Here is a 25,694-nt window from a genome sequence, read left to right as displayed (position 1 = left end):
CTGCGCCCGTGATGACCATCGAAGCTCTACCAGGAGGACACAGTGCCGTTCGCGCAGTTGCTCGATGCGATCAGCCGACTGACAGCTCGTGATCCCGGTGCCGTTGCCTTCGAACACGAGGGGACCGAGGTCAGCTGGGGCGACCTCGAAGCCCGCCTGGGTATCCTCGCAGGCCCGTTGTCCGAACGCGGGATGGGAACGTACGAGATACTCTCCGTTGTCATCTCGGGCCTGACTCCGACAATTGCGGCCGTCGAGGGTGTCCTGGCGAGTGCGGTCGGCGAGGTGCTGACGGCGGCGGAGGCCGAGTCGGCGTCGATGGCGACCGCGACTCTGGTCGATCTGTTCGACCGTCAGGTGGCGGCGACGCCGGATGCGGTGGCGCTGATCTGGGAGGACCAGAGCTGGACCTATGCCGAGTTCGACCGGCGGGTGAACCAGATGGCCCGTCATCTGATCGGTCTCGGCGTCGGGCCGGAAGTTCCTGTGGTGATGGGGATCCGCCGATCATTGGACATGATGGTGACGATCTACGCCATCGTCAAGGCCGGTGGCGCCTACGTTCCCGTCGACCCGGATCATCCCGCCGCCCGTATCGCGGAGGTCATCTCGTCGGTCGCACCGCTCTGCGTGGTGACGAGGAGCGGAGACGGTCTGCAGGTCCCCGATGGAACCGATGTGGTGGACCTGGTTTCGCTCGATCTCTCCGCACACGACGACACCCCGGTCACCGGAGCGGAACGACGGTCGCAGTTGCGCGCCGACAACCCGGCGTACGTGATATTCACCTCGGGATCAACCGGACGCCCCAAAGGTGTTGTGGTGTCGCATCGGTCGGTGGTGGAGTTCCTGGCACGACGGCAGCAGGTCTACGGTGTCGGTCAGGCCGACGCCATGTTGCAGAAGACGCCGGTGACATTCGACGCGGCGGTGCGCGAACTGTGGTGGCCGTTGGTCAGCGGAGCACGCCTGGCGATCGCGACGGCCGACGGGCAACGAGACCCGAGGTATCTCGCGTCCGCGGTCGATCGGTACGGCGTGACCGTCATGCACTTCGTGCCGTCCATGCTCGCCGCGTTTGTCGACGCGCTGGCGCCCGGAGAAGGTCGATCTCTCCGCGAGATTCTCAGCGGCGGAGAACAATTGACCACGCAACTCCTCGGGCAGATCCGTGCCAAACTCGACGTGTCGGTGAGCAACGAGTACGGCCCGACCGAGTTCACGGTGTCGGGGACCAGGCACGCGTGCACCGACGATGACGCCTCACTGCCGGTGGTCGCGATCGGTACGCCCTACACGGGGCTGCGTGCGCACCTGCTCGACCGGCGGCTGCGAGAGGTTCCACCAGGTGTTCCGGGCGAGATCTATCTGGCGGGGCCCCAGATCACGCGCGGGTACGTCAACCGTCCCGATCTGACCGCCGCGCGCTATGTGGCCGATCCCGGAGGTTCGGCGGGCGAGGTGATGTACCGGACCGGCGACGAAGGTCGTCGCCGACCCAATGGTGAACTGGAATACCTGGGACGCACTGACTTTCAGATCAAATTGCGAGGCTTCCGCATCGAGCTCGGTGAGGTGGAGACCGTACTGTCGCAAGTGACCGGCGCGATGCGGACAGTGGTGGCAGTCCACACCGACGACTCGGGATTCGAACGACTGGTCGGCTATGTGGTCCGTCCGACCCTGGATGTCGAAGACATCGACACGCTGCGGCAGCAGCTGGCAGAGTTCCTGCCCGACTACATGATTCCGGCCTCGGTACTCGCGCTCGACGAGCTACCGCTGACCGCGCACGGAAAGCTCGACCGCAAGGCGTTGCCGCAGCCGCAGGCCGCCCGGTCGACCACCCCCTACCGGGAACCGGACACACAGACGGAGTCCGCGGTCGCCGCCGTGTTCGCGGAGGTCCTCGGGATGGATCGGGTGGGTGCCGACGACTCGTTCTTCGACATCGGGGGCAACTCGCTGTCCGCGACGCGGGTGGTGGCCCGGGTCAACTCGACGCTGAATTCGGACGTCGGCCTTGCCGAGTTGTTCCGGAATCCGACGGTCTCAGGCTTCGCGGTCGTAGCCGAGGCGGCGGCCGGCACGGCCGATCGTCCGCGACTGGAACCCCGGCAGCGCCCGGATCGTCCGCCGCTGTCGCTGGCGCAGTCCCGGATGTGGTTCATCAATCAATTCGACACCTCCTCTCCCGCATACAATCTCCCATTGGCGGTACGGCTCACCGGCTCGGTCGACCTGAGCCTCATCGCGAATGCGGTGCGGGCGGTCATCGAACGTCATGAGGCATTGCGAACCGTCTTTCCGGCGCATGACGGCGAACCGTGGCAGCAGGTCCTCCACCCCACCCAGCTGGATCTCACCCTGGACCCGATCGATGTCGTCGACGAGGCGGACCTGCGGGTCCGCCTCGCGGCGCTGGCGTCACAGGGTTTCGACGTCACCTCCCAGGTCCCGGTGCGGCCGGCGATCTTCCGGCTCGGTCCGACCTCGCATGTGCTGGTTTTTGTGCTGCACCACATCGCGGCCGATGGGGCTTCGTTGTCCCCGCTGGCCCGTGACCTGGTCACCGCGTACCTGGGTTCGTCGATCGGCGACGGCCCCCGATGGGAGCCCTTGCCGGTTCAGTATGCGGACTACGCACTCTGGCAGCGCGAACTACTCGGATCCGAGTCCGATCCGGAGGCGCTGGTCTCCCGGCAGATCGCCTACTGGACCGACGTCCTGGACGGCATACCCGGGGTGCTCGAACTTCCGCTCGACCGGCCCCGGCCGTCTGCGCCCTCGATGCTCGGTGGCCGGGCGGAGTTCGCGATCGAGCCGCCGCTGCACCGTCGGCTGGCTGCACTCGCCCGAGAGCATGACACCACCGAATTCAGCGTGCTGCATTCGGCTTTCGCGCTGACGCTCTCGGTGTTGTCCGGAATGGACGACATCGTCATCGGGACCCCGATCGAGGGGCGTGGAGATCGAGACCTCGACGGGCTCGTTGGCATGTTCGTCAACACCCTCGCGCTGCGCACCAGGATCAGGCCGGGGGACACGTTTGCCGAACTGTTGCGGGCGACGGGTGACGCGGACCTCGGTGCCCTGGCGCACGCGGATGTCCCGTTCGAGCGGTTGGTGGAAGTTCTTGCGCCAGAACGCACCACCGCCCACTCACCGATCTTCCAGGTGACCCTGGCTCTGCAGAACAACGAGCCACCGGTGCTGGAGGCGCCCGACCTGTCGGTGACGGAGTACGACAGCGGTGTCACGTTTGCGAAGTTCGACCTGCAGCTGGCGCTGAATCCGACGGGCGCCGGTGGTCTGGAGGGGATGTTCGTCTACGCAGCGGACCTCTTCGAACAGGGCACGATCCGGGACCTCGCCGACCGGTTCCTGCGAATCCTCAATCACGTTGTCACGCAGCCCGATATTCGGGTCGCTCGCATCGGCGTACTCTCCGATGCCGAGATCGGCGCATTGTGCCCCGTCGCGGGACCGGCCGGGGAGGAACCGGTCACTCTCGCCGAGCTTCTGCATTCGGCAGTCGGCGTCGATGAGGACGCGCCCGCGGTGATCGTCGGCGATGAGGTCCACACCTACCGTGAACTGGACCGGAGGTCGACCGCGCTGGCCCGGCTCCTCATATCCGAAGGAGCCCGCGTCGATCAGTTCGTCCCACTGGCGCTCGGCCGCTCGTTCACCGAGCAGGTCGCGCTGTGGGCGGTGGTCAAATCAGGTGCTGCATTTGTGCCGGTGGACCCGGCGTACCCGCGGGACCGTATCGACCACATGATCACCGACTCCGGGGCTGCCATCGGCATCACCATCGCCGAACATCGCGGGCAGCTACCCGATTCGGTCCGCTGGCTGGTTGTGGACGAGCCGGAGATCGCGGAGAACCTGGACGACGCCGCGCGAACCGGTGGCGACATCGGCATCCGGTTGGCGCCGCGGCGAATCGACAACGCCGCGTACATGATCTACACCTCGGGTTCGACGGGTCTGCCGAAGGGTGTGGTGGTCACCCACCGGGCCATGGCCAACTTCGCCGCGGAGTTGCGCGAGCGCTACTCCGTGACGCCGCAGGCTCGCGTCCTGAACTTCTCGTCCCCGAGCTTCGACGCCTCCATGCTCGAATTGCTGTTCGCGGTGTCTGCCGGGGCAGCGCTCGTGATCGTGCCACCGGGGGTGTACGGCGGTGAGGAACTGTCCCGGGTGATCACCGACGCCCAGGTGACCCACGCGTTCATCACTCCGTCGGTGTTGGCCACCATCAACGCAAATGATGCAGAGTCGCTACGGGAACTGGCGGTCGGCGGTGAAGCGGTACCCGAGAACCTGATGAGGGAATGGGCACCGGGTCGTCACTTCCACAATGGATACGGTCCCACCGAGACGATCATCATGGTGACGATGTCGCACAGGCTCCAACCCGACGATGCGATGACGATCGGTGGTCCGATCCGTGGAGTCTTCGCGATGGTTCTCGATCGGAGCCTGCGGCCGGTACCGGTCGGGGTCGGCGGCGAGCTCTACATCAGCGGTCTGCAGCTGGCTCGCGGCTATCACCGCCGGGCCGGGCTGACCAGCGACCGGTTTGTGGCGAATCCCTTCGGAGATCCCGGAAGCCGGATGTACCGGACCGGTGACGTGGTGCGGTGGACGAGTGGGCGATCCGGTCAGCTCGATCTGGAATACTTGGGCCGCAGTGACTTCCAGGTGAAGGTGCGCGGTTTCCGGATCGAGCTCGGCGAGATCGACGCGGTTCTGCAGGCCCACGAGTCGATCGATTTCGCGGTGACCCAGGGTCGCACCGGACCGACCGGTGCCACGATCCTGGTGTCCACGGTTGTACCGGCCGAAGGCTTCACGGTCGACACCGCGGCATTGCTCGGCCACGCCGCCGAATCCCTGCCGGATCACATGGTCCCGTCGGTTGTCATGGTGCTCGATTCGGTGCCGACGACGGTGAACGGCAAACTCGACCGTTCGGCACTGCCGGAACCTGACTTCGAGGCCATCGCGACCGAATCGTATGTGGCGCCGGCGTCGACGCTGGAGGAGATTCTGTCCGGGGTGTTCGCCGAGGTCCTCGGCGTACCCCGGGTGGGGGCCACCGATTCGTTCTTCGCGCTCGGTGGCGACAGCATCGTGTCGATTCAGCTCGTTTCCAAAGCCAAGGCCGCCGGTGTTCAGATCACCGCGCGAGACGTGTTCGAGCGCAAGACGGTTGCGGGCCTGGCCGAGGTTGCGGTGCTGCAGTCCGCCGACATGACGCCGGTACTGGAGGAGCTCCCCGGAGGCGGTGTCGGCAACATGCCGCTGACCCCGGTGATGCACTGGGCTCTCGAGCGCGGCATGGGTCATCGCTTCTCGCAGGCGGTGATGCTCACACTGCCGATGGGTATCGACCGCAGCACGCTCGTCGCCGTGCTCCAGAAGGTCGTCGACGACCACGACCTGCTCCGCGCACGACTTGCCGGCGGCGAGGGGGCTCGCGAGCTCGTGATCGAAGCGGCGGGCTCCGTCGACGCCGAATCGGCACTGACGACAGTTGAATTCGGGTCCGACGAGGTCCCGGCCACCGCGGCGTTCACCGCAGCCGCGAACGATGCCCTCGACGACGCCGCGGATCGATTGGACCCGGCCGCCGGAGTGCTGGCCCGGTTCGTATGGTTCGAACCCGCAGCCGGTGTCGACGGAAACGGCCGGTTGCTGCTGGTGCTGCACCACCTCGCGGTCGACGGGATCTCTTGGCGGATCATCGTTCCCGCACTTGCCGGCGCGTGGGCCGAACTGACGGCCGGCGTGACCCTGGACCTCGGCTCAGAAGTGACCTCGATGCGCCGGTGGTCCCATGCCCTGACCGCACAGGCCACCGAACCGGGGCGCATCGACGAGATGACCCACTGGCAGGCGGTGACCGATCCGTCGGAGCAGGCCCTGGGTGCACGTGCCCTCGACCCGGCGATCGACACCGTGCGGACTGCGAAGAAACATGCGGTCACGTTGCCCGCAGAGCTCGCCGACGCGTTGACGACGGCTGTTCCCCGGGCATTCGGCGCCGGAGCACAAGACGGCCTGCTGACCGCACTCGCGCTGGCGATCGCGGCCTGGCGCCGTGACCGTGGTGTCACCGAACGCTCGTCGCTCGCACTGACACTCGAGGGCCACGGTCGTGAGGAGAGTGTGGCCCCGGGCGCCGATCTCTCGAAGACCGTCGGCTGGTTCACCTCCGTCTATCCGGTGCGCCTGGACGTCTGTGATGTGGACATCGACGACGCGCTGAGTGGAGGCAAAGCCGCGGGGGGTGCGATCAAGGCGATCAAGGAATTGCTGAGGGCAGTTCCCGACAACGGCGTCGGATACGGCCTTCTCCGCCATCTGAACACCGAGACGGCGCCGGTCCTCGCGGCTGCTCCTGTTCCACAGGTCAGTTTCAACTATCTCGGGCGTCTCGGTGGTCAGGAGATCACCGAGGAGATGACCAGGCAGGGCTGGGTCCCGGTGATCGAAGGTGAAACCCTCGGTGGCCGGGCCGATCCCGACATGGCGCTCGGCGCGGCGATCGATGTCAACGTCTCGGTGGTGGGCGACGGCACGCTGTCCACCACATTCACCTATGCCGGAGCCCTGTTCACCGAACCCGAGATCGCCGCGCTGGCCGACCGGTGGACAACCGCGGCCACAGCCCTGGCCCACCACGCGACGCAGCCCGATGCGGGCGGACTGACTCCCTCCGATCTGACCCTCGTGAGCGCCACCCAAAGGCAACTCGACTCGCTCGAGAGTGCGCATACAGGAATCGCCGACGTGTGGCCGCTGTCGCCGCTGCAGCACGGAATGCTCTTCCACGCCTTGATGGCACGCGAATCGACCGCCGTCGTCGACGTCTACGTCGCGCAGTTCGTCCTGGGCCTCGACGGGGACCTCGACGTCGACCGGCTCGGCCGGGCCGCGACGGGTTTGCTGGACCGACATCAGAGCCTGCGGTCGACCTTCGTGATCGACGAAGACCTCGGCGCGATTGCGCTCGTGCGCACCGACCTCGAGATCGGTGTGACGGTTCATGATCTGACGACGGTCGCCGACGCCGACCGCGCCACCGAGCGCGCCCGGATACTGGCTGCCGATCGCGCAACCGGTTTCGAGATGTCTGTCGGGCCGCTGGTCCGGCTCGCTGCGCTGCGTCTGGCCCCGCAGCGCTGGGACGTCGTCGTGACCAACCATCACGCGGTCCTCGACGGCTGGTCGACGCCGTTGGTGCTCCGCGAACTGATGGTGCTCTACGCCACTGACGCCGATGCGTCGTCGATGCCTTCGACCCGGCCGTACAGCCTCTACCTGCAATGGCTGCAGGAGCAGGATCGCACCGCGTCGGCGGAGGCCTGGCGGCAGGCGTTGGGCCACGTCGACGGACCGACCTTGCTGTCGCCGGAGTCGCGGGGCCGCGACCACGCGTCGGTGCCGGGTGTGATCACGCGTGAACTCACCGCGCACGAGACGCAGCAGGCCACGGCCCTGGCCGGCCGCCTCGGCGTCACGATGAACACCCTCGTGCAGGGCGCCTGGGCAATTGTGCTCGGCGCCATGACAAACCGTGGGGATGTGGTCTTCGGATCCACGGTGTCCGGCAGGCCTCCGGTGATCACCGGAGTGGAATCGATGATCGGCCTGTTCATCAACACCGTGCCGGTCGCGGTACGGATCGACAATGCCCTCGATGTGTCCGAGTTCCTGTTACGGCTGCAGAGTGCGTCGTCCGACCTGCTGGACCACCAGTACCTCGGCCTGGCGGACATTCACCGCAGTGGTGGGACCGGGGCCGTGTTCGACACCGCAGTGCTCTATGAGTCGTATCCGGTCGACAGCGCCGGTGTGGGCAGCGGTGTGGACATCGCCGGCGCCCGGCTGCGTGACGTGGAATCCGCTGCGGCCAGCCACTTTCCGCTGTCCATCGTGGCGGCCAACACCGATCGCCTGCACTTCGCCGCGAAATTCGCGCGCGAGAGTTTCACCGCGGATGTTGCCGGATCCCACCTCGATCGCCTCCTGCGGGTGCTGCGGTCGTTCATCGCCGATCCGACCGCGCGCCTGGCTTCGCTGCAGCCGGCCTCACCGGATGAACATGCCGCGATCGAGCGATGGAATCCGTCGCCGGAGCCCATCGGTGCCCGGACGCTGGTCGATCTCTTCGACGACCAGGTTGCCCGGACACCCGGTGCCGCCGCGGTCATCGATGACGGCGGTGTCTTGTCCTACAAGGAGTTCGACGCTCGCGTCAACCGGCTCGCGAGGGTTCTGATCGGCCGAGGGATCGGGCCCGAGACCCGCGTCGCCGTGGCCATCGAGCGGTCGATGGAATTGATGATCGCGATCTATGCCGTTGCGAAGGCAGGCGGCGCGTACGTGCCGGTCGATGTCGATGCTCCGCGTGAGCGGATCGAACACGTGGTGCGCGCGTCGGGAACGATGCTGGCCCTGACCACCTCGGCACGTCGGATCGACATCGCGGATGGTGTGCCCGTACTGGAGATCGATTCGCCGGCAAGCGAACTCGCGAATCAGGTCGACACGCCGATCGGCGAACACGAACGTTTGTCGCCGCTGCGGCCCGATCACCTTGCGTACGTGGTGTTCACATCGGGATCAACCGGGCTGCCCAAGGGAGTCGAGATCACCCACGGCTCCGTGGTGAACATGATCGGCTGGCGCCAATCGGTCTACCGGCTCGGACCCGACGACCGGATCTTGCAGAAGACCCCGTTCACCTTCGACGCGTCGGTGCGGGAGCTGTGGTGGCCGCTGACACACGGTGCCGCACTGGTGATCGCCACCCCGGACGGCCATCGCGATCCTCGTTACCTCGCCGAGGCGGTCTCGCGCCATCGGATCACCGCTATGCACTTCGTCCCGTCGATGCTGGACGTATTCCTGTCCGCCGTCGAGCCGGACGAGATCTCCTCGTTGCGGATGGTCTTCTGCGGTGGTGAACAGCTGTCCGTGACGTCACTGAACCGTTTCCGGTCGATGTCGAACGCGTCGCTGCACAACGAGTACGGACCGACCGAGTCGACCGTGACGGCCACCCGATTGCAGACCAGTGCCGACGATGTGCTGCACGGGTCTGTGGGAGTCGGTCTCCCGGTTGCCAATGTTGTTGCGCGCGTGCTTGATCGAGCGTTGCGTGAGACACCACCCGGCGCAATCGGAGAACTCTATCTCGGCGGTGCACAGGTCGCCCGCGGATACACCTCACGGCACGCGCTGACCGCGGAGCGGTTTGTCGCCGATCCCCAGGGTGGACCGGGGACGAGGCTGTACCGCACCGGCGACCTGGCGATGCGCCGGACCGATGGAACACTCGACTATCTCGGTCGCGCCGACCTGCAGGTGAAGCTGCGCGGCATCCGTATCGAACTCGGCGAGATCGAGGGCGCGCTCGGTTCAGATGACCGGATTCGGCATTGCGCGGTGGCGCTCAAGACCAACCCGCAGGGTGTCGACCGGCTGATCGCCTACGTGGTCCCGGAAGGCGCCGCACCCGACGCTGCGGATGATCTGCTCGAACGGGCACGCCAGGTGCTGCCCGCGGCGTTGGTTCCGGCGGCGGTTGTCGTCATGGCCGAATTGCCGCTCACCGTGAACGGAAAACTCGATCGACGGGCACTGCCAGATCCGCAGTTCGGCAGTGCGGAAAGTGAATACCGAGCTCCGGTCACCGTGTACGAGGAGATGGTCGCGGCGGTGTTCGGCGAGGTGCTCGGTGTCGACCAGGTGTCCGTCGATGACCGGTTCTTCGATATCGGTGGCGACTCGCTGATCGCCACCCGTGTCATCGCCCGCCTCAACGCCGCGGGGAATGCCCGACTGGGGCTGCGTGACCTCTTCGAGAGTTCGTCGGTCGCCGCTCTGGCCGCGCGACTCGGCCGCGGGGCAGGGGAAGGACGGTCGCGCACGCCACTGGTCGCCACGGTGCGCCCGGCGCAGATCCCATTGTCGCTTGCGCAGCAGCGCATGTGGTTCCTGAACCAGTTCGACACGAGTTCGCCGGTGTACAACATCCCGGTTGCGATCAGACTCACCGGAAGCCTCGACGTCGACGTCCTCACCGCAGCACTCCTCGACGTTCTCGAACGGCACGAGTCGCTGCGGACGGTCTTCCCCGATGCCGAATCGGGACCACAGCAGCACATCCTCGACGTCGCCGATGCGGACATCGACGTCGCAAGGATCACCTGCCGCGAAGATGATGATCTCGCCTCGCAGATGATCCGGTTCTTCTCACAGGGCTTCGACGTCGCGAAACGTGTTCCGTTGCGTGTTGCGCTGATCGAGTTCGGCGTCGACGAGCACGTGCTGTTGATGTCGATCCATCACATCGCGTCCGACGGAGCGTCCCGCGCTCCGTTGGCCAGGGACCTGGTCACCGCCTACGTCTCTCGCATGCAGGGTGGCGCGCCCGCCTGGGCTCCACTGGCGGTGCAGTATGCCGACTTCAGCGTGTGGCAGCGTAATTGGCTCGGTTCGATCGACGACCCGGCCTCGGTCGCGTCCGGACAATTGGATTTCTGGCGAACCGAGCTGGCCGAACTGCCGACGGTTCTCGAACTACCCACCACGTTCGGGCGCCCGCCGGTGCAATCCTTCCGGGCGGGCACGGTCGACTTCACCGTTGACGCCGCGACCCGGGCCGGTCTCAGCGCGATCGGCACCGACGGCGGGGCAACCCTGTTCATGACCGTGCATGCCTGCCTGGTTGTGCTGTTGTCCCGGTTGAGCGGCGGTGACGACATCGCCGTCGCCACCCCGGTCGCCGGCCGCGGCGAACGTGAGCTCGACGACCTGGTCGGAATGTTTGTCAACACCCTGGTACTGCGGTCCCGCACGGATCCCGATCTGCGCTTCGTCGACCTGTTGGCGAAGGTTCGGGAGACCGACCTCGCGGCGTTCAGTCATTCCGAGCTGCCGTTTGAACAACTGGTCGAGGCCCTGAACCCGCAGCGGTCCCGCTCTCATTCACCGTTGGCGCAGGTGGCGCTCGCGTTCCAGAACGTCGAGCGGGCTGAGCTGAACCTCCCGGATCTGGTCATCGCACCGGTCGAATCCGGCTTGGAGACAGCCAAGTTCGACCTGCAGTTGATGATGATGGAACGCGAGACCGATGAGGGTCCGGTGCTCGACGCGACGATCACCTACGCGGCCGACCTCTTCGATCCGGCCGCGGCGAAGCGTTTTGCCGACTACTTCGTCCGGGTCTGCCGTGCCGTCGTCGACGACGCCGAGGTCGCGATCGGAACGCTGGATCTCCTCGATGCGGTCGAGCGCGACATCGTCGTGCCCTACAACGCGGGTCCGGATCCGGCACCGATGACGCTCGCCGAGCTCATCTCGCGCGGCGCGGCACTGGATCCGGACGCGATCGCCATGGTGGAGAACGACCGGTCGATCACCTATCGGCAACTCGACGCCGAGTCGAATCGGCTCGCCCGCAAGCTCATCGAGTGCGGAGCTGATCTTGAGACGTTCGTCGCGGTGGCACTTCCTCGGTCGATCGCCTGGATCACCACGGTGTGGGCCGTCGGCAAGGCGGGATCGGCATTCGTCCCACTGGACTCGTCGTACCCGATGTCGCGGATGCAGTTCATCGTCGCCGATTCCGGCGCGCGGTTCGGGATCACGACTGCCGAGCTGAAGGACGGACTGCCGGCCGACATCGAATGGCTGGTGCTCGACGATCCGGCGACCCGCGATGACCTCGCCCACACTTCTGATACGCCTCTGGCCGAGGCCGAGCGCGTCCGGGCGTCGGTGGACAATGTCGCGTACACCATCTATACCTCGGGCTCGACCGGAAAGCCGAAGGGTGTGGTCGCCACCCACCGCGGTTTGGCGGGTGTCCACGAAGCCATCAAGAAGCGAGTGGTCCGGGGCGAGACCAGGGTCCGCTCGGCGCTCTTCTCCTCACCCGGATTCGACGGTGCGATATTCGATCTCCTGCTCGGCGCAGGAGGCGGCAACACGATGATCGTGGTCCCGCCCGGCGTGTACGGCGGCCGCGAATTGGCCGACCTGTTGCGGGACAAGGCTGTCGAGGTGGCGTTCATCCCACCTGCCGCCTTGGCAACCGTTGATCCCACTGGCCTGGACACCTACCGCACCGTGGTGCTCGGCGGCGAGTCGACACCACCGGAGCTGATCGCGGCGTGGGCCGACGGCCGGGATGTACTCAACATGTACGGCCCGACCGAGACAACCATCATCTGCACGGTCAGTGTGCCGTTGCGTCGTGACCGGGCGGTCGACATCGGTGCACCGTTCCGGGGCATGCAGGCGGTGGTACTCGATTCCCGGCTGCGACCGGTGCCGATCGGTGTCGACGGCGAGCTGTACATGATCGGTGGTGGACTGGCCAGGGGATACCTCAACCGGCCCGGCCTGAGCTCGGGCTCCTTCGTCGCGAATCCTTTTGGGCCCGAAGGCAGCCGGATGTACCGGACCGGTGACGTCGTGCGGTGGGTCTTCAATGACGGCGAGTACGTGATCGACTACATCGGCCGGGCGGACTTCCAGCTGAAGATCCGTGGATTCCGCATCGAGCTCAGTGAGATCGACGCCGTCCTGACCCGGCATCCGGACGTCGGTGCCTCGGCGACCGTGGACGTGCGGACACCCAGCGGGGCAGTGGCGCTGGTCGCCTACGTCACGAGCGCCACGGGCGCTGCCATCGATACGCGGGAACTGCGGTCGTATGCGCGGCGAGACCTGCCCTCACACATGGTGCCCGCAGCGTTTGTCGAACTGGACTCGATGCCGCTGACCACCAACGGCAAGACCGATCGCCGGGCGCTTCCGGAACCGGTGTGGGAGGCCGTAGATTTCCAGGCTCCGAGGACACCGGTGGAGGAGATCGTTGCCGGAGTGATCGCCGACGTGCTCGGTATCGACCGGGTGTCCAGCGATGCCGACTTCTTCGAGCTCGGCGGCAACTCGCTGTCGGCGACACGGGTGGTTGCGCGAGTCAACGAGGCCCTCGATGTCCAGCTCGGGGTGCGGGCGATCTTCGATGCCCCCACCGTGTCGGGTATCGCGACCGCCGCATCGAATGCGGCAAAGCGTGAGTCCGGTCATCCGCCGCTCACCCGGCGTGACCGTCCGGCCCGGATCCCGCTGTCGATGGCCCAGCAGCGGATGTGGTTCCTCAACCAGTTCGACACCACGTCGGCCGCATACAACATCCCCATGGCCGTGCGGCTGACCGGATCGCTGGATGTCGATGCCCTGCGTGTGGCGATGGATGACGTTCTCGGCCGGCATGAATCGCTGCGCACCGTCTTCCCGTCCGGTCCCGAAGGCCCCGAGCAGCGGGTCCTGTCCGTTGTCGAGGCCGGGGTGTCGCTGACCACCGTCGAGGTTTCCGAAGATCAGGTCGTCGCGGCCGCAATTGCTTTCGGCCGGCAGGGATTCGACGTCGCGGAGTCGGTGCCTCTGCGGGCCGCGCTGTTCGCCATCGGACCGGACGACCATGTGCTGGTCGTGGTGGTGCACCACATCAGTGCCGACGGCGCCTCGATGGCACCGCTTGCCCAGGACGTGATGCTGGCCTATCTGTCGCGCGCGCAGCAGGGCAGCGATCCCGATTGGCAACCGATGCCCGTGCAATACGCGGACTTCACGCTGTGGCAACAGGAGGTGCTCGGCTCCGAGGACGACGCGGAGTCGGTGCTGTCCCGGCAAATTGCATACTGGCGTGAGGCTTTGGCGGATCTTCCCGATGTGCTCGAGCTACCGGGGGATCGCCCCCGGCCCCCGGTGCAGTCCACCACGGGCGAGCGGCTGCCGTTCTCGGTGTCGCCCGAACTCGCGACCGCGGTCGAGGACATCGCGCGGACCACCGGAACCACGCCGTTCATGGTGCTGCAGGCAGCATTTGCGGTGTTGCTCGCCCGGATCTCGGGGTCCGGTGACATCGCGATGGGTACCGCGATCGCGGGACGGGGTGAGCAGGCACTCGACCGACTGGTGGGGATGTTCGTCAACACACTGGTGTTGCGGACACCGGTGGATGGCAATGCCACGTTCACGCAGACCCTGGCGACGGTGCGTGAAGCCGACCTCGGCGCGTTCTCACACGCCGATGTCCCGTTCGAGCGTGTGGTCGAGGTCCTCAATCCGGAACGGTCGACGGCCTATGCGCCGTTGGCCCAGGTGTCATTCGGCTTCGAGAACATCGATCGACCGGCGCTGGACCTGCCGGATCTGAGCATCAGCCCGTTGCCGGTCGAACTGTTCGAGGTGAAGTACGACCTCGAACTCTCCCTGTCGCCGACGACCGATGCCGATGGCGCGCAGTCGGGATACTCGGGCGTCTTCGCCTATTCGACCGCGCTGTTCGACCGGTCGACCATCACGGCACTGTGCGAGCGATTCCTTCGGGTGCTGTGCGCCGCAGTCGCCGAACCAGATCTGCGCGTCGGCGACATCGACATCTTCGATGAGCGGGAGCGGACACTGATCCGTCACGAGATCAACAACACCGCGACCACGGTGACCGACCGGATCCTCGGTGACTTCCTCTCCACCGGAGCCGATCTGGCCCCGCACACTCCGGCCGTCACATACGAAGACGAGACGCTCGACTACGCGTCGTTCGCCGCCCGGGTCAACGCCCTGGCCCGGAGGCTGATCGCCGAGGGCGTCGGTCCTGAGGTGACCGTGGTCGTGGCGGTGCGCCGGTCGCTCGAGATGATGGTCGCAATCCACGCGGTGATCACCGCCGGCGGCGTCTACGTCCCGGTGGATCCGGAGCAGCCGCGGGACCGGATCGCCGGTGTTGTCGAACAGGCTGCACCGCTCTGTGTGCTCACCAACGCACCGGATCGGATGGAATCGGTCGTCGACGGCACACTCATCGACATCGACCGCGTCGACCTGACCGGGTTCGGGACCGACCCGCTGACCGAGTCCGAACGTCGCGGGCCGTTGCGTCCGGAGAACTCCGCCTACGTGATCTTCACGTCGGGTTCCACCGGGAAGCCCAAGGGTGTGGTGGTCAGCCATGCGGCTGCGGTGAACCAGATCCGCTGGCTGGAGGACTATTTCGGGTGCAGCGCGGATGACACATTCCTCCAGAAGACCCCGTTGGTCTTCGACGCGTCGATCTGGGAGTTGTTCGTTCCCTTCGCCTGCGGAGGACATCTGGTCATCGCCAAACCCGACGGCCACCGCGATCCGGAGTACCTGATCGACACCGTCCGCCGATGGAATGTGGCCCTGCTCGACTTCGTTCCGTCGATGCTCGCGGTTCTGCTGAGCGAGAAGCGGCTGGCCCTACCGGAATCGGTACGCGGCATCGTCGTGGGCGGCGAAGCCCTCCCGGAATCGTTGGCACAGCGGTTCCTCGAACTGAACAACGCATTCCTCGACAACCAGTACGGACCCACCGAGACCACGATCACCGCGACCGCGCATCGGGTCGACGGCACGGAGCCCGGCGCCATCCCGATCGGTACACCGGTCCAGAACACGCGGGCCTACGTCCTCGACGCACGCCTGCGTCCCGTGGTACCCGGTACCGGGGGAGAACTGTATCTGGCCGGAATCCAGCTGGCCCGAGGCTATCTGGGGCGGCCCGATCTCACCGCAGAGCGCTTTGTCGCCGATCCGTTCGATGACCGGGGGACGGTCATGTACCGCACCGGAGACCTGGCCCGGATCAATCGGCGCGGCCAGATCGAATACCTGGGCCGAACCGACCACCAGATCAAGATCCGCGGTCTGCGGATCGAGCTCGGTGAGATCGAAGCGGTCCTGGCACGGCACAACTCGATCGGACAGGTAGCGGTCCTGGCCGTGGCGAGCGAACACGGACGTCGGCTCGCCGCGTACGTGACGCCCGCCGACGGCGCGGCGATCGACGTTGCGGCCCTGCGCGCCGCCGTCGGCGCATCGTTGCCGGACTACATGGTCCCCGACTCGTTCATGGTGCTCGACGCCATGCCGATCTCGGCGAACGGAAAATTCGATCGCAAAGCGCTACCCGAGCCCGTACTCGACGTCGAGAGCGCCGCGTACGTGGCGCCTGCCTCAGAGACCGAAGTCCAGATCGCCGCGGTGTTCGCCGAAGTGCTGGGACGGGACCGGGTCAGCGCGGTCGAGTCCTTCTTCGCGCTCGGCGGCGACAGCATCATGTCGATCCAGCTCGTCTCCCGCGCAAAGGCGCTCGGCATCGGCCTGACCGCACGAGATGTGTTCGAACACAAGACTGTTGCCGCTCTGGCCACGGTGGCGACCGATGCCACGGACGAAAGGCGCAGCCGGCTCGCCGAACTCCCCGGGGGCGGGGTCGGAGACCTGCCGCTGACCCCCATCATGGCCGCGTTCGGGTCCGCGCCCGGCGGGCACAACCGTTTCTCTCAGTCGAACTTCGTGACGCTGCCGCACGGTATCGATCCGTCGACCATCGAATCGGTGGTGGAGGCGGTGGTATCGCATCACGACGCGCTTCGACTGCGATGGGTGCGTTCCGGCGAGACGCTGGGACATTTGCGGGTCGAGGAACCGCAGCCCGAACACGCGCGATCGATACTTCGTCGGGTCGAATTCGAAAGCCTGCCCGGCACAGTCGACTTCGAGTCCCTTGTGCAGCGTGAGTTCACCGCCGCCGCCGACCGGCTGGATCCACAGGCCGGCGTGGTCGCGCAGTTCGTCTGGTTCGATCCCGCGCCGGGCGCGGCGACCAATGGACGGCTGCTGATAGTCATCCACCACCTCGCGATCGACGGTGTGTCGTGGCGCATCCTGCTACCTGATCTGGCGGCGGCGTGGGGCGGCATCCTGACGGGCAGCGGGCCGGCATTGCAGCCGGTGGGTACCTCGTTACGCAGGTGGGCGCACGGGCTGGCCGAGATGGCGAGCGCCCCGCACCGAATGACCGAAGTGGACTACTGGCGCTCCGTGATCGATGTCGACGACCCGCTGCTGGGTGAACGAGCGGTCGATCCCGCGGTCGACACCGTCGGATCCACGGAGCGTGTGCGCCTCGAACTCTCCGAGGAGACCACTCGGGCGTTGATCACGGCGGTCCCCGAGGCCTTCGGTGGTGGCGTCAACGACGGTCTGCTCGCGGGATTCTCGGTGGCGCTGGCCAGATGGCGGTCCCGGCGAGGCCGGTCGGCCGAGCACGTCTATCTGCAGATGGAAGGCCACGGCCGTGAGGAAGATACGCTGCCGGGGGCGGAGATCGGCCGGACCGTCGGCTGGTTCACCACGGCGTATCCGGTCCGGCTCGATCTCGCGGGACTTGATCTGGACGACGCACTCGCCGGCGGTGACGACCTCGGCCGGCTGATCAAGTCGACCAAGGAGACACTCCGGTCCGCACCCGGGAACGGCATCGGCTGGGGCCTGCTGAGGCATCTCAACACCGATACGGCCGCCGAACTGACCGGACCGGAGCCCCAGATCAGCTTCAACTACCTCGGTCGCACATCGGCGATCGAGTTCACCGACGAGATGCGCGAGATCGGTTGGGTACCGGCCCGAGACGGCGGTGAACTGGGTTCGGCACTGGACCCCGACATGCCGGTCCCCGCACTGGAAGTCAATGCCGTTGTCTCCGAGCGCGAGGGCTCGGAGCGGTTGTCGGCGGCCATCGACTTTCCGGTCGGTCTGTTCACCCGGGCCGACATAGGGGAGTTGGCCGCCGCCTGGTCGGCGGCACTCGAACAGGTCGCCCGATATGCGTCGGCACCGGGGGCCGGCGGTCTGACACCGTCCGATCTGCGCCTCGTGGCGCTGTCCCAACCGCAGATCGAGACTCTCGAACGTCGGTACCCGGGTCTGGACGACATCTGGCCGCTCTCACCGTTGCAGCGGGGCATGCACTTTCACGCCCGCATCGCCGAGGGGGCCGTGGATGTGTACTCGGCGCAGATGTCGCTGCACCTGGCCGGTACCGTCGACCCCGAGCGGTTGCGCCGCAGTGCACAGGCCTTGATCGCACGTCACCAGGCGTTCCGGACCGCATTTGTCACCGACGAGACCGGGAACACCGTCGGGGTGGTGCTCGGTGAGGTCGACATACCCTGGCGGACAGTGGATTGCACGGATCCTCACAACGAGCAGGACGCCGCGGGCACCCGCGCGGATCTGGCGGCCGCGGATCTGCAGGCCCCGTTCGACATGGAGAAGCCGCCGCTGATGCGGTTCACGCTCTTGCGGACCGCCGTCGACCGGTACGAACTGCTGATCACCAACCACCACATCGTGATCGACGGTTGGTCGACGCCGCTGCTGATCAGGGAGCTGCTGGTTCTGTACGCGACCGGCGGTGACGCCTCGGTGCTGCCGGCCCCGCGCTCGTACCGAGATTTCCTGGCCTGGCTGGCCCGCCGCGAGCCCGAGGAATCGCGGGCGGCCTGGGTCGAGCAGCTCGCCGACGTCGAAGGTGCGACCCTGCTGGTCTCCGGTGACCGAGGGCGCCGCCAGCATGAGGGCGTCGCAGAGCTGCAGGTGGAGATCACCGAAGAATCCACCGCGGAACTGCAGACCCGGTCCAGAGCACTCGGAGTCACGCCCAACACCTTTGTTCAGACGGCCTGGGCGATCGTGCTGAACGCGTTGACGGGCCGATCCGATGTTGTTTTCGGTGCGACGGTCTCCGGCCGCCCCGCGGACGTGGCCGGGGTCGAGTCGATGATCGGGTTGTTCATCAACACGATTCCGGTCCGGGTCCGGATCTCCGGATCGGAGACCGTCGATCAGCTGCTCACCCGGGTTCAGGTGGAACAATCGGCACTGCTGGACCATCAACACATGGGATTGGCCGATATCCAGCGAGCAGTCGGAGAAGCGGCACAGTTCGACACGTTGGCCGTCTTCGAGTCGTTCCCGGTCGACATGGCCGGTGCCACAGCAGAGACCGACATCGCCGGGATGCGAGTGACGGGTTTCAGCGGTCGGGACGCCGCCCACTATCCGGTGACCCTGACCGCGAGCATGCGCGGAGCGCTGAAGTTCAAGTTCAGTTATGCGCCCGATCTCGTCGACGAGCCGGCGATGCAGCGCATCTCCGAGCGGCTGGTCGCCGCGGTCACGGCACTGATCACCCGGCCGGCGGCGTCGGTGGCGTCGGTCGATGTACTCTCCCGTAGCGAACGAGGCGAACTCGAACAGGTCAGCGGAGCGACGGCAAGCCGAGCGGTTTCGCTGCCACAACTGCTGGCGGCCACGGTGTCCGCTGCGGGTATCGAGTCCACCGCGCTGATACTCGGCGATCGCCGGGTCTCGTACGGAGAACTGGATCGCTGGTCGAATCGCCTTGCGCGCGAGCTCATCGCCGTCGGTATCGGACCAGAGGTCGCGGTGGCGTCGGCGCTGCCACGCTCGGTGTACTCGCACCTCGCGTTGTGGGCGGTGGCGAAGGCCGGTGGCATTCTCGTCCCGATGGACCCGGCGTATCCGGCCGACCGCATCGAGCACATGGTCCGTGATTCCGGTGCCCGAATCGGATTGACGATGGCTGCCCATCGAACCGGTCTATCCGCGGCGATCGAATGGCTGGTGCTCGACGATCAGCAGTTCGAGATGCAGTGTTCCACCCAGCGCGACGAGTCGTTGCTGCCGGAAGAACGACCTCGTGCGCTTCGAATCGACAACGCCGCGTACATGATCTACACCTCGGGATCCACCGGACTCCCCAAGGGGGTGGTGATGTCGCATGCCGGTCTGGCGAACTTCGCCGCCGAACAGGCTCAGCGGTACGACCTGACCAGAAATGCCAGGGCACTGCACTTTTCGTCGCCGAGCTTCGACGCATCCATGTTGGAGCTGCTCCTGGCGGTCCCTATCGGTGCGGCCTTGGTGATCGTTCCCCCGGGGATCTACGGTGGCGAGGAGCTCGCGGCGATCATCCGTGAGCACCAGGTCACCCACGCGTTCATCACACCGGCCGCGCTCGCGACTCTCGACCCGGCCGGACTGGACAGCCTGCAACACCTGTCAGTCGGCGGGGAGGCGGTGCCGAACCGGCTGCTCGAGATCTGGGGACCGCACCGGAACTTCTACATCGGGTACGGACCGACCGAGACCCAGATCATGGTGACGATCAGCGACCGATTGCTCCCCGGAGACCAGCCGACGATCGGTGGACCCATCCGTGGTGTGTCGGCGTCGATCCGAGACCGGTTCCTCCGACCCGTGCCGGTCGGCGCCCCCGGCGAGTTGTACATCTCCGGAATACAGTTGGCGCGCGGCTATCACGCCCGGAGCGGATTGAGCGCCGAACGTTTTGTCGCCGACCCCGCGGCGCCTGGACACCGGATGTACCGCACCGGAGACGTGGTCCGCTGGATTCGCACCCGGTCGGGCGCGCTGGAGGTCGAGTACATCGGTCGCAGCGACTTCCAGGTCAAGGTTCGCGGCTTCCGCATCGAACTCGGAGAGATCGATGCGGTTCTCGCCGAGCACGACTCGGTGGAGTTCGTCTTGACCCAGGGCGTGCAGGGTCCCTCGGGTGCCACGATGCTGGTCTCGTACGTGGTGCCGGCACCGGGGTCGTCGGTGGACACCTCGGAGTTGACCACGTTCGCCGGCCGGTCGCTGCCGGTCCACATGGTGCCCGCAGCGGTGATGGTACTCGACGAGATGCCGATGACCGTCAACGGCAAGGTTGATCGAAAGGCGCTGCCACAACCGACTTTCGAAGAATCGGATCAGGCATACGTGGCACCGGGCACACCCACCGAGGAGATACTGGCAAAGGTTTTTGCGGATGTGCTCGGAGTCGAACGCGTCGGCGTCACGGACTCCTTCTTCTCACTCGGCGGCGACAGCATCATCTCGATCCAGCTGGTGTCCCGCGCCAAGGCGGCGGGGGTTCTGATCTCCGCCCGAAACATCTTCGAACACAAAACGGTTGCCGAGATCGCGCGGGTCGCGACCATGACCACCGACAGTGCCGTCACAGTGCTCGAAGAGTTGCCGGGCGGAGGTGTCGGTGAGTTGCCGATGACTCCGATCGTGCGATGGATGCTGGAGCGGCCGGGTGGTCACAGTCGCCTGATCATGCCCCTGTATGTGGCGCTGCCCGAAGGTATCGGGCACGACGAACTGGTGGCCACGCTCTCGGCCGTCATCGACCACCATGACATGCTCAGGGCCTCGGTCTCATACCCGGACAACATGATCCACGTTCGAGATAGACAGATCACGGATGTCGCGGAGATGATCGAACGGGTCGAGTTCGGTGCTTCTGCCACGCCCGGAACACCCGCGTTCTCCGACCTCGTCGAACCGGCTTTCGAACGCGCCGCCGCGGAACTGGATCTCGCTCGGGGACAGGTGCTGCGGCTGGTATGGCTGCAGCCCGGCCCCGGTGTGTCCGGTCTCGGCCGATTGCTCATCGTCGCCCATCACCTGGTGGTCGACGGTGTGTCCTGGCGGGTGCTGGTCGAAGATCTGGTCACCGCCTGGCAGACGATCGGGCAGGGCGGAGCGCCGGAGTTGAAGCCTGTCGCCACGTCGATGCGACGCTGGGCGTACGCGCTGTCTGAGCAGTCCACCGCTGCGGATCGGGTTGCGGAACTGGGCTTCTGGACAGACCTCCTCGACCGTGGCGGTGTGGATCTCGGTTGCCGACCGCTGGATCCGGCCGTCGATGTGTTCGGCACCGTCGAAACGGTGAAGCTGAACCTGCCGGTGCATGTCACCGATGCGCTTCTCACCACGGTTCCGCGGGTCTTCGGCGGTGGTGTCAACGACGGACTCCTGGCGATCCTCGCCGTCGCATCGGTCGCCTGGCTTCGTGATCGAGGGATCGCGACCGACGGCACCACGATCAAACTGGAAGGTCACGGACGCGAGGAAGACATCGTCTCCGGGGCCGACCTGTCGAGGACGGTGGGATGGTTCACCACCATGTTCCCGTTGGGCCTGGACCTGACCGGGGTCGACATCGACGACGCGCTTCGCGGTGGACCCGCGATTGCCGACGCGGTGAAGTCGATCAAGGAGCAGCTCCTTGCGGTCCCCGACAAAGGGATCGGATACGGGATGCTGCGATACCTCAATCCGGATACCGCACAACAGTTGTCGGAGTTCGGGCAACCCGCGATCGGCTTCAACTACCTCGGCCGGATCGGCACCGACAGTGCCGCCGGAGCGCAATCGGTCGGTTGGTTGCCGGCGCCGAGTGGTGAGCTCACCACATCGGCCGGACCGGATCCCGACATGCCGGTGGCCGCGGCCATCGACATCAACGCCGCAGTGACCGGAGACCGGCTCGAGGCCACCTTCGCGTACCCGAACACCCTGCTGAGCCAGGCCGAGGTCCGGGCGTTCACAGACCTGTGGGAGCGGGCCGCCGAGGCTGTTGCACGGTGGTCGTCGGACGCGCCCACCAGGGTGTTCACACCGTCCGATCTGTCATTGGTGGAGCTTGATCAACGCGCGATCGACGTATTGGCCGTCGACCACCCGTCGATGACCGACGTGTGGTCGCTGTCGCCGTTGCAGCGCGGAATGTTGTTCCATGCGCGGCTCGCCGAAGGTTCGCTCGACGTGTACACCTCCCAGGTGATCCTGCGGCTCGGCGGCACCATCGACATCGGACGACTGCGGCTGGCGGCGCAGGCGTTGCTCGACCGCCATCCGAATCTGCGGACCGCGTTCCGGGACGACCTCGCAGACGAGGCGGTCGCCGTGATCGTCGAATCCGCGGTGGCGTCGTTCACCGAATACGACCTCGGTTCCACGACTGACGCGGATGTGGTCCGCGCCCAGATCCTCGATGAGGACCGGAGTCGGCGGTTCGAGATGGATTCACCACCGCTGATGCGATTCACGGCAATTCGGCTCGATGCCGACCGCGTCGACTTCGTGATGACAAGTCACCACATCCTCCTCGACGGCTGGTCCATGCCGCTGGTTCTGCGTGAACTGTTCACGCTGTACGCCACCAGGGGAGATGCAACGGTGTTGCCGGCACCCCGCTCCTACCGGGGATTCCTGGCGTGGCTTGCCGACCGGGATCTGCAGGCGTCCGCCGAGCAGTGGGCCACAGCGCTGGGTGGTGTCACCGAACCGACATTGCTGGCACCGGCGAATCGCGCCCGCGAACAGCAGAGCATGCCGGGCGAGATGCTCCTCGAGATCAGTCCCGAACGGACCGCGGATCTCGATGCGGTGGCGAAACACCTTGGGGTGACCATGAACACGGTCGTCCAGGCGGCCTGGGGCCTGGTGCTGTCACGACTGATCGGCCGCGAAGACGTGGTATTCGGTGCCACCGTCTCGGGCCGGCCCGGCCACCTCGAAGGGGTGGAGTCAATGATCGGTCTGTTCATCAACACGCTGCCCGTCCGAGCCCGGATCGACAGGTCCGAGACCATCGCCGACTTCTTGGTGCGATTGCAGGTCGAACAGTCCGAACTGGTCGAACACCACTATGTGGGATTGCCGGTGATCGCCGGGCGCGTCGGTGCCGGCGCCGGTTTCGACACCCTGACGGTCTTCGAGTCGTATCCGGTCGACGCTGTGGCGGCCGGATCGGTCACCGACATCGACGGGTTGCGGGTGCACGACGTGTCCGGCGTGGACGCGAACAATTTTCCCTTGTCGCTGTTCGTCACCGCGGGGGACCGGGTACGCCTGCAGGCGAAGTTCCTCGCCGACGTCTTCGGTCACGACGAGGTCGAGATCATCCTGAGTCGGGTTGATCAGATGCTCGCCCAGATCGTCGCCGACGCCGACATCCCGGTCGGCCGGGTCGATGTGCTGGTGCCGGCCGAGCGCGAGCAACTCGCCGGGTTCAACGCGACCGAGGTCGATGTACCGGCCCGCACGCTGGTCGACATGTTCGATGCCCAGGTGCGTCGCACACCCGGCGCCGATGCCCTCGTCTTCGAGGGCGAGGTCCTCACCTATGCCGAGTTCGATTCCCGCGCAAATCGTCTCGCACGCCATCTCATCGGTATGGGTGTGGGTCCCGAGTCGAAGGTCGCCATCGCGATGCGACGGTCACTCGACCTCCTGGTCGGGATCTACGGGATCATCAAGGCCGGAGCCGGGTACGTCCCGATCGATCCCGACCACCCGGCGGACCGCACCGGTTACGTCTTGGAGATCGCCGACCCGGTCTGTGTACTGACCACGGGCGGTGACGGAATCGATGTCTCGGCGGACTTCGCAGTCATCGAGATCGACACCCTGGATCTCTCTGAGCTCCCGGACGGTCCGGTCACGGACGCGGACCGGACGGCACCACTGCGGCCCGACAACACCGCGTACGTCATGTTCACCTCGGGTTCCACCGGCAAGCCGAAAGGTGTGGTGATCACCCATCGCGCGATCGTCAACCAGCTCGTGTGGAAGCAATCCGAGTACGGACTCGGACCCGCCGATGTGGTGCTGCAGCAGATCGCGATGACGTTCGACGTGTCGGTGTGGGAGTTCTTCTGGGGATTGCAGAACGGCGCGACCCTGGTGATCGCAAAGCCGGACGGGCACAAGGACATGCGTTACCTCGCGTCGCTCATCGCCGAGTACGGGATCACAACCGCGACGTTTGTGCCCTCGCCGCTGGGAGTGTTCGTGGCCGAGGCGGACCGGTCGGCGTTGCGGACATTGCGCCACGCATTCGTGATCGGAGAGGCGTTGCCGCCGGAGACCGCCGAGCGCTTCCGTGAGCTGTGTTCGGCCAGCCTGAACAACATGTACGGCCCCACCGAGGCGGCTGTCAGCGTGACGAATTGGCCAGTGGGCCCGGCAGATACGCAGACCGTGCCGATCGGTGTCCCGCAGTGGAACGTCACCGCACACGTCCTCGATTCCGGGCTGCGGCCGACGCCGGCAGGTGTGGCCGGTGAGCTGTATCTCGGTGGCACCCAGCTCGCGCGCGGCTACCTGCAACGGCCGGGGATCACCTGCGACCGGTTCGTCGCCAATCCGTTCGGACATCCGGGTGAGCAGATGTACCGCACCGGCGATCTCGTCCGCCGCCGCACGGACGGAGCACTGGAGTACATCGGACGCACCGACTTCCAGGTCAAACTGCGGGGACAGCGGATCGAACTCGAGGAGATCGAATCGGCAGTGCTGACGTACCCGCCGGTTCGCCAGACCGCGGTCCTCGTCCACAAGGATCCGCGCACGGGGGATCACCTGATCGCGTATGTGATCGCGCATCAGGGCAACGACCTCGACACCGAGCAGTTGCGGATCTCGGTGGGTCGCTCACTGCCGAAGTACATGGTGCCCGATGCGGTGGTCGTGCTCGATGAGTTCCCGCTGAACCCCAGTGGCAAGCTCGACCGGAAACAACTGCCGGTTCCCGAGTTTCATCAGGCGGGGGAGTACGTGGTCCCGGCAACCGAGACCGAACGCATCGTCGCCGATGTCCTGGCCGAGATCCTCGGCCTCGACCGGGTCTCGGCGGACGCGTCGTTCTTCGACCTCGGTGGGAATTCGCTGTCGGCCACGCGGCTCGCCTCGCGGTTGTCCGATGCGCTCGGCACACCGATGTCCCTGCGGGCGATCTTCGTCGACCCGACGGTGTCCGGGATCGCGGCGAGCGCTGACTCCGGAACCGCCTCGGGTGCAGGTGTATTCGATGTCGTCCTGCCGATCCGGGAACAGGGCACCGGGACCCCGCTCTTCTGCATCCACCCCGTGCTCGGTCTGGCCTGGGCGTACCGGGGTCTGAC

The 25,694-nt window shown here is 66.2% G+C and carries 1 protein-coding gene; it reads left to right on the top strand.

The genetic code is table 11. The annotated features are described in order from the left end of the window. Window positions 1-42: 42 nt before the first annotated feature. Window positions 43-25,694: non-ribosomal peptide synthase/polyketide synthase (locus tag VIQ49_RS27165; RefSeq protein WP_331889992.1), on the top strand; the 25,652-nt coding region annotated here is incomplete at its 3' end.

It is taken from the genome of Williamsia sp. (assembly GCF_036566845.1).
Lineage (GTDB): Bacteria > Actinomycetota > Actinomycetes > Mycobacteriales > Mycobacteriaceae > Williamsia.
The sequence above is the reverse complement of the archived record's forward strand: the minus strand, read 5'-3'. Positions and strand labels throughout refer to the sequence as shown.